An 11,557-nucleotide genomic window follows, 5' to 3' on the forward strand; every position below is an offset into this window, starting at 1 on the left:
GGCTATTCATAGCCCGTCCGGCGCTTGAGGACGAGGCGCGGAGCGCCGATAACCGCGCTCACTCCGCAAGCAGGGAGCCCGCGTCCATGATGCGGTAGGCGTATCCCTGCTCAGCCAAGAACCGTTGACGATGCGCCGCGAAGTCCTGATCAATCGTGTCCCGCGCCACCACGGAGTAGAAGTGCGCCTGGTGCCCGTCGGCCTTCGGCCGAAGCACGCGGCCGAGCCGCTGGGCCTCCTCCTGCCGTGACCCGAAGGTGCCGGACACCTGGATGGCGACCGTCGCCTCCGGCAGGTCGATGGAGAAGTTGGCGACCTTCGACACGACGAGCACGGAGATCTCGCCCTCCCGGAACGCGTCGAAGAGCTTCTCGCGCTGCGCGTTGGACGTCTCGCCCTTGATGACGGGCGCGCCCAGGTGCTCGCCCAGCTCGTCGAGCTGGTCGATGTACTGGCCGATGACGAGGATCTGCTGGCCCGCGAACTTCCGGACGATCGCCTCCGTGACCTTCCGCTTGGTCGCGGTCGTCGCACAGAAGCGGTACTTCTCCTCGGCCTCGGCGGTGGCGTACGCGAGGCGCTCGGAGTCGGTCAGGTCGACGCGGACCTCCACGCAGTCCGCGGGGGCGATGTACCCCTGGGCCTCGATCTCCTTCCACGGCGCGTCGAACCGCTTGGGCCCGATGAGCGAGAAGACGTCCGACTCGCGCCCGTCCTCGCGTACGAGGGTCGCGGTGAGCCCGAGACGGCGCCGCGCCTGGAGGTCGGCCGTGAACTTGAAGACGGGCGCGGGCAGCAGGTGCACCTCGTCGTAGACGATGAGGCCCCAGTCGCGGGAGTCGAACAGCTCCAGGTGGGGATAGATCCCCTTCCGCTTCGTCGTCAGGACCTGGTACGTGGCGATGGTGACCGGCCGGATCTCCTTCTTCGTACCGCTGTACTCGCCGATCTCGTCCTCGGTGAGCGAGGTCCGCTTGACCAGCTCGTGCTTCCACTGCCGCGCGGAGACGGTGTTGGTGACGAGGATGAGGGTGGTCGCCTTGGCCTCGGCCATGGCGCCCGCGCCGACCAGGGTCTTGCCCGCGCCGCACGGCAGCACGACCACGCCGCTCCCGCCGTGCCAGAAGCCCTCGACGGCCTGGCGCTGGTACGGACGCAGCGTCCAGCCGTCCTCGTTCAGGTCGATCTTGTGCGCCTCGCCGTCGATGTACCCGGCGAGGTCCTCGGCGGGCCAGCCCAGCTTGAGCAGCGTCTGCTTGATCTGGCCGCGCTCGGAGGGGTGCACGGCGACCGTGTCCGGGTCGATCCGGGCGCCGACGAGCGGCTGCACCTTCTTCGACCGCAGGATCTCCTCCAGGACCGGCCGGTCGGTGGTGGTGAGGACGAGCCCGTGCGTGGGGTGCTTGCTCAGCGTGAGGCGGCCGTACCGGGCCATCGTCTCGGCGACGTCCACGAGCAGCGCGTGCGGGACCGGGTACCGGGAGAACTCCACGAGCGCGTCCACGACCTGCTCGGCGTCGTGCCCCGCGGCACGGGCGTTCCACAGGCCGAGCGGCGTCACGCGGTAGGTGTGGATGTGCTCGGGGGCGCGCTCCAGCTCGGCGAACGGCGCGATGGCCCGACGACAGGCGTCGGCCTGCTCGTGGTCGACCTCCAGGAGGAGGGTCTTGTCACTCTGGACGATGAGCGGTCCGTTCACGTACGTACATCCCTTCCGCACGGGCCAAACGTCCAGTGTGCCGCATCGGCGCGGAGGGCGGCGTTACGCCGCCTGCACGGAGGCCTCGGGGACTACGCTCGGGGATGCCCCGGAAAGGGGCGGAAGGGAGGCGTGGGGTGCCGATGTTGCTGGACCGGACCCGCGTGAAGTTCGCCGGTATCGAGGGGGTCGTCGCAGGCCGCTGGGAGGGCAAGGTCCGCATCCGCCTGGACGTGCCCGACTACACCGGCCGCGACAACGTGCTCGTCGACCCCGTGGAGCTCGACGTGATCGGCATGGACGACACCCTCGTCGCCATGCCCTTGTGCCCCTCGTGCGGGGGCGGCGGAAAGATCGAATGGACCGACGAGGACGGCTGGCAGCACGAGGCGCCCTGCGAGACGTGCGAGGGCGAGGCCGACGGAGCCTGACGGCGGGCCGCGCGGGCCGTTGGACCCCGCCGCCGCCAAGGGCGACCCGCTAACGTGACGAGGATGAGCACCCCGGACGCCCCCCGTTCCCTGGCGGAAGCCCTCCGGGCGAGTGACGACGCGACCCTCGTCGCGCTGTTGCGGGCCCGGCCCGACCTCGTCACGCCCGTACCGAACGACCTCACCCAGCTCGCGACCCGCGCGGGCACGCGGGCGTCCGTCGTGCGCGCCCTCGACCGGCTCGACCGGTTCGCGCAGCAGGTCGCGGAGGCCCTGGCGGTCGCGTCCGACCCGGCGTCGTACGACGAACTGGCCGCGCTGCTCACCCAGGCGCCCGCCGACGCGCTCGCCCACGCCGTGGGCACGCTGCGCGCGCAGGCCCTCGTGTGGGGCCCCGACGACCGGCTCCGCCTCGTGCGCACCGCCCGCGAACTGCTCGCCCCGACACCGCAGCGGCCGTCGCCGACCGGGCTCGGGCCGACCGTCGCCGAGGCCATGGCGGGGATGTCGCCGGGCCGGGTGCAGAGCCTGGTCGCGGCGGCCGGCCTCGCCTCGACGCACGACGCGGTGTCGGCCGTCGAGGCGCTGCGGGGGCTCTTCACCGACCGCGACCGGATGTCCGCGCTGCTCGACGCCGCGCCCGCCGACTCCGTCGAGGTCCTTTCGCGGCTCGTGTGGGGGCCGCCGTACGGGCAGGTCACCGCCGAGCCCGCGGCGCACGTGCGCTGGCTGCTCGACCGCGGCCTGCTGCTCCCGACCGCGCCGGGCACCGTCGTGCTGCCGCGCGAGGTCGCCCTGCACCTGCGCGGGGGCCGCGCCCACCGCGTCCTGGAGGCGACGCCGCCGCCCGTGGCGGCCGCGCGTGAACACCGTCCACAGGTTGTGGACGCGACGGCGGCCGGGCAGGCGTACACCGCGCTCGCCACCGTCGAGGAGCTCCTGAAGGACTGGGACGAGGGCGGCCCCGCCGTGCTGCGCGCGGGCGGCCTGAGCGTGCGGGACCTGAAGCGCACCGCCGTGGCCCTCGACGCGCCGGAGCCGCAGGCCGCGTTCTGGGTCGAGCTCGCGTACGCGGCGGGGCTGCTCGCCGCCGACGGCGAGGCCGACGAGCGGTACGCCGCCACGCCCGCGTACGACACCTGGCAGGAGCTGCCCGCCGCCGAGCGCTGGGCGGCGCTCGCCACCGCCTGGCTGGCCGCGACCCGCACCGCGGGCCTGGTCGGCGGCCGCGACGGCAAGGACCGGACGCTGTCCGCGCTCGGCCCGGGCCTCGACCGCTCGGCCGCGCCCGAGGTGCGCCACCGCGTCCTCACCCTCCTCGCCGCCCTGCCCGAGGGCGCCGCCCCCGCCCCGGACTCCCTCCTCGCCCGCCTCCGCTGGGAACGGCCCCCCGGCGCGGGCGCCTCCGACCTGCGGGCCCGCCTCGCCCAGTGGACCCTGGAGGAGGCCGAACTCCTCGGTGTGACGGGGCGGGGGGCGCTGTCGGCACAGGGGCGCGCACTGCTCACCTCGGATACTCCGGAGACCCCGGGCACCCCGAACACCCCCGCCCCGGTCACCCCCGCAGAGCGCGCCGCCGCCGCGCAGGCCGCCGTGCGGCTCCTCGCCCCGCTCCTCCCCGAACCCCTCGACCACGTCCTGCTCCAGGCCGACCTCACCGCCGTGGCCCCAGGACCGCTCCGGCGCCCCCTCGCCGACGCCCTCGCCGTGCTCGCCGACGTCGAGTCCAAGGGCGGCGCCACCGTCTACCGCTTCACGCAGGGCTCCGTGCGCCGCGCCCTCGACGCCGGGCAGAGCGCGTCCGACCTGCACGCGTTCCTCGCCGCGCACTCCCGTACGCCCGTCCCGCAGCCCCTCGCGTATCTGATCGACGACGTGGCCCGCAAACACGGCCACCTGCGCGTCGGCGCCGCGTCCGCGTATCTGCGCTGCGACGACGAGGGCGTCCTGGAGGAGATCCTGGCCGACAAGCGCTCCCACGGCCTGCGCCTGCGGCGGCTCGCGCCGACCGTGCTCGCCGCCCAGGCCGACCCCGCCGCGCTGCTCGAAGGCCTGCGCTCGATGGGCTTCGCGCCCGCCGCCGAGAGCGCCGAGGGCGACGTACTGATCACCCGCGCCCACAGCCACCGCACCCCGCCGCGCACCGCGCCCGAACCCGTCCCCGACGGCCCGCCGCTGCCCGACGCCACCCTCGTCGACGCCGCCGTACGCGCCATCCGCGCCGGCGACCTCGCCTCCACGACACCGCGCAAGACCACCACCCCCACCGGCGGCGACGAACTGCCCAGGACCACGCCCGCCGAGACCCTCGCCACGGTCCAGGCCGCCGTCCTCACCGGCGAGGCCGTGTGGATCGGCTATGTGAACGCCGAGGGCGCCGCGAGCCAGCGCGTCATCGCCCCCATCCGCGTGGAGGGCGGCTTCGTCACGGCATACGACCACACAGCGGACGAAGTCCGCACGTACCCCCTGCACCGCATCACGGGGGTAGCAGAACTGGCCGACGACTGAAGACCGATGGGGCCCGCGCCCCGAAGGGGGCCCGCGCCCCGAAGGGGGGGCCGGGCCCCGAAGGGGCGCGGGGAACTGCGCGACCAGCCACAACGAACCAGCAGGCGGCCGACGGCAGAACGCAACAGACGGTAACGTCAATCCCCGGGCCCCCCAACACCGCAGCCCCGGAGGGAACTTCGTGGGGATCGAGAGCGACCAGCTCGTCTTCGACTACCTGAGCCGCGTCGGCGACCTGGCGCAGCAGCGTCAGCTGCCGTCCGGCGCCCGCATGCGGCTCGTCTCCGAGCTGCGCGGAGAGATCGACCGCCGCCGCGCCAAGGCCGCCGACAGCCCCGCGGCCGTCCGCCGCATCCTGGACCGGCTCGGCACCCCGGACGAGCTCGTGGACGCCGCCGCCGACCCCGCGGCCGAGCGCCCCGTGCTCCCGCCCGAGCCCGAGCCCCGGCCGTCGGCGGGCCTGCGGTCCGAGGCGAGCCGCCGCCTGCGCCGCGTGGTGCCGCGCCCGCGGCCCGCCCCGGAGACCGCCCCCGCGCCCCCCGCGCCCGAGCCGCCGTCCGCGCCCCGCCCCACCCCACCCCACCTCGTGGGCCTCGACGAAGCGGGCGAGGCCAGCGACATCGAGCCCGACTGGTGGCGCGTGGAACGGGTGCCGCTGGAGGGGGCGGAGGCCGTGCCGGGGTTCGTGGGCGGGGTCGAGATCCCGGAGATGCTGAAGCGCCCGCCGGTGAGCACGAAGAAGACCGACGCCAAGGGCGAGCGGGACGAGGACGGCCCCGACGGCGAAGGGGACGAAGGGGGCGAAGAGAGGGAGCACGAGGGGCTGGACGACGACGAGGAGGAGACGGAGGGAGCCGTAGAGGCCGACGGCTCCGCCGCGAAGGGCGCCCCCGCCGGAATCGCCGCGCTCGCCGCCCTCCGGTCCCTGTCCAACCCCCTGCTGCTCCTCGCCGCCGTCGCCCTCGTCGTCGGGGCGGTCATCGGCAACTGGTTCGCGCTCGGCGGCGGTTGGGTCGTCGCCTGGTTCACGAAGAAGCTCAGCAGGACCGAGGTGAAGCTCGCGGTGATCGGGATGCCCGCGCTGTCCGTCGCGGGCGGCATCGCGTGGCTGTGGGGCCGGTCGCAGGGCAAGTGGGGCGACCCGATCGCCAAGGGCGAGATGAACGCGGCCCTTTCGGACGTCTGGCCGTGGGTGGTGCGCGGCGCGGCCATCGGCTCCGCGCTGTTCCTGGTGTGGCGCTCGCAGCGGCAACGGCCCGCGGGGAAGGACGAGTAGCGCCCCGCCCCGCGGGCCGGGCGGCTACTTCTTCGTGAGGTCCGCCTGCATCTCGTCCAGGATCTTGGCGGCGGCGGTGTAGCCGATGCCCTGGATCCACAGCTCGTCGTCGACCACGTGGACGTTGCCGGACTTCACGGCCTTCATGTTCTTCCACAGGCCGCTGCCGACGGTCTGCGTCTGCTTGGCCTTCTTCGGATCGCCGTACGTGGACCGGAAGATGACGTCGGTGTCGGCGAGGTCGATCTTCTCGGGGCTCAGGTCGTACGAGAACCCGTCCTTGGCCTTCTTGGAGAGGGGCGCGCGGCCGAGGCCGACGTCCTTGAGGAGCGTGGCGATGTAGCTCTGCTCGCCGTATACGCGGATGTCCGCGCCCTCGACGAAGCGGACGATGTTGACCTCGGTCTCCTTGGCCTTCTTCGGGCCGCCGATCGCCGTCGTGACCTTCTCGGCGTGCGCCGCGTAGTCGGCGACGGTCTTCTTCGCCTCGGTCTTCCTGCCGAGCGCGTCGGCGTGCACCTGGAAGTTCTCCTTCCAGGGGTAGCCGGTGGTCTCCGTCATGACGGTCGGCGCGATCTTCTTGAGGGCGTCGTACTTCGCCCCGTGCCGGATCTTGGAGGTGAGGATCAGATCGGGCTTGAGACCGGCGATGACCTCCATGTTGGGGTTCAGCATCTCGCCGACGTCCTTGATCCCGGCGACCTTGTCCTTGGGCAGATAGCCCGGGAAGCCGCCGGACGCCTCGACGTGCGTCGCGCCGACCGGCTTCACGCCGAGCGTGATCGCGGAGTCCAGCTCGGCGGTGTCGAGCACGACGACCCGCTTCGGGTGCACGGGCACCTTCACGTCACCCATGGCGGTCTTGACGGTGTGCGTCCTGCCGGAGCCGGAGCCGGAGTCCTTGTCGTCGGACGACCCGCAGGCGGACAGGGCGGTGGTCAGGGCGAGGGCGCCGGCGACGAGGGCGAGGCGGCGGTGGGTGCCGGTCATGGAAGTGCCCCTTTCTCGGGGGGAACACAGGGATGGGTGGGTGGGAAGAGTCCGCCGCGCGGCGGCGGGACGGTGCGGTCCCGGCTCAAGGCGCCCCCGCCTGCCACGGCAGCCCCGGCACCACCAGCGGCGAACCGGTCACCGGGTCGGGGACCACCACGCAGTCGAGGCCGAACACGTCGCGTACGAGCTCCGCGGTGACGACGTCCTTCGGCGGGCCCTCGGCCACGACCCGGCCCTGCTTCATGGCCACCAGGTGGTCCGCGTACCGGGCGGCCTGGTTCAGGTCGTGCAGGACGACGGCGACCGTGCGGCCCCGGTCGTGGTTCAGCTGGCGCACCAGGTCGAGGACCTCGACCTGGTGGGAGATGTCCAGATAGGTGGTCGGCTCGTCGAGGAGGAGCAGCTCTGTCTCCTGCGCGAGCGCCATCGCGATCCACACGCGCTGCCGCTGCCCGCCCGACAGCTCGTCCACGGACCGCTCGGCGAGCGCCGCGACATCCGTGCGCTCCATGGCCTCCGTCACGGCCCGCTCGTCGGCGTCGGACCACTGCTGCCACCACCGCTGGTGCGGCTGGCGGCCGCGCGCCACGAGGTCGGCGACGGTGATGGCCTCCGGCGCGACCGGGGTCTGGGGCAGCAGCCCGATCTGCTGGGCGATGCGCCGCGTGGGGAGCTTCGCGAGCTCCTCGCCGTCGAGCAGGACGGCGCCGCTCTTCGGCTTGAGGAGCCGCCCGAGCGCCCGCAGGGTCGTGGACTTGCCGCAGGCGTTGGGGCCGACGATGACGGTGACCCGGCCGTCGGGGATCGCTAGGTCGAGGTCGTGCACGACGGTGCGTTCCTCGTACGCGAGGGTCAGGTCGCGGGCCGCGAGGCGGGTGGCGGAATCGGCGGGGGCGGTCACGCGGTGCCTCCATTGCGAACGGAACGGCTCCGGACGATGAGCCAGATCAGATACGGCGCCCCGACGGCCGCCGTGAGGACGCCCACCGGCAGTTCGGTCGGCGCGAAGAGCTTCCGGGCGAGCAGGTCGGCGAGGACGACGACGATCGCGCCGAGCAGCGCCGAACTCACCAGCGGGATCTGCGCGGTGCGCGTGAGGCGCCGGGCGATCTGCGGGGCGAGCAGCGCCACGAAGTCGACGGGGCCCGCGGCGCCGGTCGCGACGGACGCGAGGACGACGCCGAGCAGCACGAGCCCGAACCGCACCCGGCCGAGCCGCACCCCGAGCGCCGTCGCGGTGTCGTCGTCCATGGACACGGTGCGCTGGGCGCGGGCCGCCCAGGCCACGAACGGGAGCAGGACGAGCAGCGTCACGGACAGCGGCTCCGCCTCCGCCCAGCCGCGGCCGTTCAGGGAGCCCGTCATCCAGATCTGCGCCTGCTGCGCGACGAGGTAGTCGCCCTTCGTCATGAACAGCGTCGTCACCGACCGCAGCGCGATGGCGAAGCCGATGCCGATGAGCACGAACCGGGTGGCGTGCAGCCCGCCGCGCCACGCGAAGACGTACACGAGCATCGCCGCGAGGATGCCGCCGGCGACGGACACGTAGGGGAGGAGCGTGTACGAGGTGAGGCCGAACGTCATCGCGCCCACCGTCACCGCGCTCGCGCCCTGGCTGATGCCGATGATGTCCGGGCTCGCGAGGGGGTTGCGGGCGACGGTCTGGATGAGCGCGCCCGCCACGCCGAAGGCGGCGCCGACGAGCAGGCCCACCGTCATCCGCGGTTCGCGGAGCGTGCCGACGACCAGCTCGTCCGGGGACGGCCGGCCGAGCAGGACCTTCACGACCTCTGAGGGGTGGACGAAGGTCTCGCCCATGCAGAGGTAGGCGAGGCAGGCTGCGGTGAGGGTGAGGGCGAGGGCCGTTGCTACGCGGGTGGCTCTGCCGTGGACGAGGAAGGTCGCCTTGTGGAGGCGTAGTACTGCGTAGCCGGCTGGGCGTTGGCGTGGCCGGTGATCGTCGGATGGGGCTCTCCGTGGGTCGGGACCCGCCCTGCGGGACGACTGCCCAGAGCCAGTAGCTTCCGTCTTCACGCCGCCACCGCCTTGCGTCGTACCAGTGTCACCAGGAACGGGACTCCGATCAGGGCCGTCATGACGCCCGCCGGGACCTCGCTCGGGGGGAAGACGACGCGGCCGATCGTGTCGGAGACCAGGAGCATGACGGGGCCGAGGAGCGCCGCCATCGGCAGGACCCAGCGGTGGTCGCTGCCGACGATCGCGCGGGCGATGTGCGGGACGGCGAGGCCGGTGAAGGCGATCGGGCCCGCGGCGGCGACGCCGACGCCGGTGAGCAGGGTGGCGCCGACGCCGCCGATGACGCGTACGGCGGCGACGTTCTGGCCGAGCCCCTTCGCGACGTCCTCGCCGAGCGCGAGCGCGTCGAGCCCGCGGGCGACGGAAAGGACCAGGACCAGCCCCACGAGCAGGAACGGCCAGATCTGCGCGGCGATCTCGGAGTCGCGGCCGGACAGCGACCCCACCTGCCAGAAGCGGAACTCGTCGAGCGCGGACGCCTCCGTGGTGAGGACGGCCGTGGTCAGGGAGACGAGCAGCGCGTTGATGGCGGCGCCGCCGAGGGCGAGCTTGACGGGGGTCGCGCCGCCCCGGCCGCTGCTCGCGATCGCGTGGACGGCGACGGAGGCGAGGGCCGCGCCCGCGAAGGCGTACCAGACGTACCCGGTGAGGGTGTGCGTGCCCGTGTACGCGATGGCGAGGACGACGCCGACCGACGCGCCCTGGCTGATGCCGAGGATGCCGGGGTCGGCGATGGGGTTGCGGGTGATGCCCTGCAGGGCGGTGCCCGCGACGGCGAGCGCGGCGCCGACCATCAGGCCGACGACGGTCCGCGGCACCCGCATCTCGCGGATCACCTCGGCGGCGTCGCTGTGCCCGCCGTGCAGCAGGACGTCGAGGACCGTGGCGGGCGCGATCGCGCGGGCGCCCACGGCGAGGCTGAACAGGACGGCGAGCAGCAGGGCCACGACGGCCGCCGTGATCGCGGCGGCCCGTCTGGCGGACACACGCATCGGCTGAGCTCGTTTCGGGGATCGGAGAGGCAAGGGGCGCCGGGTTGGTAAGGCTTGGCTAAGTCTAGGCGGCCCGTTCCTGGCCGGGACGGGCCGAAGGCCCTCGGCACAATGGAACCCATGACCTCACGCGCGCTCACCGTCGGCTTCGACCTCGACATGACCCTGATCGACTCGCGTCCCGGAATTCGCGCCTGCTACCAGGCGCTTTCGGAGCGCACGGGCACGTACATCGACGCGGACCTGGCGGTGACGCGCCTCGGACCGCCGCTGACGGACGAGCTCGCGAACTGGTTCCCGGCCGACCGCGTCGAGGAGACCGCCACGCTCTACCGTGAGATGTACCCCACACACGCCATCGCGCCGACGCCCGCGATGCCCGGCGCCCGCGAGGCGATCGCCGCGGTGCACGCGGCGGGCGGCCGCGCGATAGTCGTCACCGCCAAGTACGAGCCGAGCGCCAAGCTCCACATCAAGCAGCTGGAACTCGGCGCGGACGCCGTGGTCGGCGACCTGTGGGCGGAGCGGAAGGCGCAGGCCCTGCGCGAGTACGGGGCGTCGGTGTACGTCGGGGACCACACCGGCGACGTACGCGGCGCGCGTACGGCGGGCGCGCTGTCCGTAGCGGTCGCGACGGGGCCGTGCGACGCAGCCGAACTGCGCGCGGCGGGCGCCGACGTCGTACTCGACGATCTGAGCCAGTTCCCGGCCTGGCTCGCCGCCTACGCGGCCGGGGATCCGGCCGCTGACTTGGCCTGACGCCGCTGCGCCGCGATACCGCGGAGCACTCCGGCCGCGGCGATGAGGAAACCCACGCCCATCAGCATGCACACGGCATAAGCGATGGACGGGAAGGGGTCCTTGCCGAGGAACAGCGGGGCCACCGTGACCAGCGTGGCCACGGCGCCGACGAAGAAAACGATCGCGCCAATCCGTACGAGGCCGTCGCCCGGTCCGGTGGAATTCGCTTGGGTTTTGTCACGCACCGGACCAGGGTAGTTCCCAGCGCGTAGGAAGAAACCGGGGACGTCTTGTCACCGGCCCCGGGACCAATAGTCTTGGTGCCGGCGGGTCGGGCGACCCGCTGTAGTGCTATCCAGAGCCGTTTACGCCCAGCGGTCGGCGTCGCGGCGCAGACGGTACGACGACGAGTACGAGGACGAGGACTTCACGTGCCTACCGGCAAGGTCAAGTGGTTCAACAGTGAGAAGGGCTTCGGCTTTCTCTCCCGCGACGATGGCGGTGACGTCTTCGTGCATTCCTCCGTACTGCCCGCAGGCGTCGAGACACTCAAGCCCGGCCAGCGCGTGGAATTCGGCGTCGTGGCCGGCCAGCGCGGTGACCAGGCACTTTCGGTGACCCTCCTCGACCCGACGCCGTCGGTGGCCGCGGCGCAGCGCCGCAAACCGGATGAGCTGGCGTCCATCGTGCAGGATCTCACCACCCTCTTGGAGAACATCACCCCCATGCTGGAGAAGGGGCGGTATCCGGACAAGGCGTCCGGGGCGAAGATCGCGGGTCTCCTCAGAGCGGTTGCCGACCAGCTGGACGTCTAGGTCCCCACCTGGGGGCTCCGCCCCCAGACCCCCTTCTCTCCGCGCTGCGCGCTCGTCCTCAA

Annotated in this window: 11 protein-coding genes; 5 read left to right on the forward strand and 6 right to left on the reverse strand. The window is 73.0% G+C overall.

What is annotated here, in order from left to right:
• Positions 1-58 precede the first annotated feature (58 nt).
• Complete coding sequence (locus tag ACFWZ5_RS41135) at positions 59-1,699, reverse strand: DNA repair helicase XPB (protein WP_384806210.1); 1,641 nt, start codon at positions 1,697-1,699, stop codon at positions 59-61.
• Between the two features lie 143 nt (positions 1,700-1,842).
• Here ACFWZ5_RS41135 and ACFWZ5_RS41140 point away from each other — a divergent pair, with 143 nt between their 5' ends.
• The 3 genes from ACFWZ5_RS41140 (at position 1,843) to ACFWZ5_RS41150 (ending at position 5,917) form a co-directional block, all read left to right on the forward strand.
• The gene (locus ACFWZ5_RS41140; RefSeq protein ID WP_384806212.1) at positions 1,843-2,130 is read left to right on the forward strand and encodes a hypothetical protein; all 288 of its coding nucleotides are present in this window, start codon (positions 1,843-1,845) and stop codon (positions 2,128-2,130) included.
• A 63-nt stretch (positions 2,131-2,193) separates the two neighbouring features.
• On the forward strand, positions 2,194-4,641 hold the full coding sequence (locus ACFWZ5_RS41145; protein ID WP_384806208.1) for a helicase-associated domain-containing protein: 2,448 nt from the start codon (positions 2,194-2,196) through the stop codon (positions 4,639-4,641).
• Positions 4,642-4,822: 181 nt separating this feature from the next.
• The gene (locus tag ACFWZ5_RS41150; protein WP_384804554.1) at positions 4,823-5,917 is read left to right on the forward strand and encodes a hypothetical protein; all 1,095 of its coding nucleotides are present in this window, start codon (positions 4,823-4,825) and stop codon (positions 5,915-5,917) included.
• Between the two features lie 24 nt (positions 5,918-5,941).
• Here the strand turns inward: ACFWZ5_RS41150 and ACFWZ5_RS41155 are convergent, their stop codons facing one another.
• The 4 genes from ACFWZ5_RS41155 to ACFWZ5_RS41170 form a co-directional block, all read right to left on the reverse strand.
• Positions 5,942-6,907 (reverse strand): ABC transporter substrate-binding protein, encoded by a 966-nt coding sequence (locus ACFWZ5_RS41155; RefSeq protein WP_384804552.1) that lies wholly within the window; start codon positions 6,905-6,907, stop codon positions 5,942-5,944.
• Positions 6,908-6,992: 85 nt separating this feature from the next.
• Entirely contained in the window at positions 6,993-7,811 is an 819-nt protein-coding gene (locus tag ACFWZ5_RS41160; RefSeq protein ID WP_384804550.1) for an ABC transporter ATP-binding protein, read from the reverse strand.
• Positions 7,808-8,728 (reverse strand): FecCD family ABC transporter permease, encoded by a 921-nt coding sequence (locus tag ACFWZ5_RS41165; RefSeq protein ID WP_384804548.1) that lies wholly within the window; start codon positions 8,726-8,728, stop codon positions 7,808-7,810. The genes ACFWZ5_RS41160 and ACFWZ5_RS41165 overlap by 4 nt, the downstream gene beginning before the upstream one ends.
• A 212-nt stretch (positions 8,729-8,940) precedes the next feature.
• On the reverse strand, positions 8,941-9,939 hold the full coding sequence (locus tag ACFWZ5_RS41170; protein WP_384804546.1) for a FecCD family ABC transporter permease: 999 nt from the start codon (positions 9,937-9,939) through the stop codon (positions 8,941-8,943).
• Between the two features lie 120 nt (positions 9,940-10,059).
• Between ACFWZ5_RS41170 and ACFWZ5_RS41175 the strand changes: the two genes are divergently transcribed.
• Entirely contained in the window at positions 10,060-10,698 is a 639-nt protein-coding gene (locus ACFWZ5_RS41175) for an HAD family hydrolase (protein WP_384804544.1), read from the forward strand.
• Here the strand turns inward: ACFWZ5_RS41175 and ACFWZ5_RS41180 are convergent.
• Positions 10,662-10,925 (reverse strand): hypothetical protein, encoded by a 264-nt coding sequence (locus ACFWZ5_RS41180; RefSeq protein ID WP_384804541.1) that lies wholly within the window; start codon positions 10,923-10,925, stop codon positions 10,662-10,664. The two genes, ACFWZ5_RS41175 and ACFWZ5_RS41180, sit on opposite strands and share 37 nt — an antisense overlap.
• A 186-nt stretch (positions 10,926-11,111) precedes the next feature.
• On the opposite strand from ACFWZ5_RS41180, the gene ACFWZ5_RS41185 reads away from it, so the two are divergent.
• Positions 11,112-11,495, forward strand: coding sequence for a cold-shock protein (locus tag ACFWZ5_RS41185; protein ID WP_384804539.1), 384 nt, complete (start codon positions 11,112-11,114; stop codon positions 11,493-11,495).
• Positions 11,496-11,557: the final 62 nt, after the last annotated feature.

Origin of the sequence: Streptomyces sp. NPDC059003 (assembly GCF_042740445.1) — a bacterium.
Taxonomy (GTDB): Bacteria; Actinomycetota; Actinomycetes; order Streptomycetales; family Streptomycetaceae; genus Streptomyces.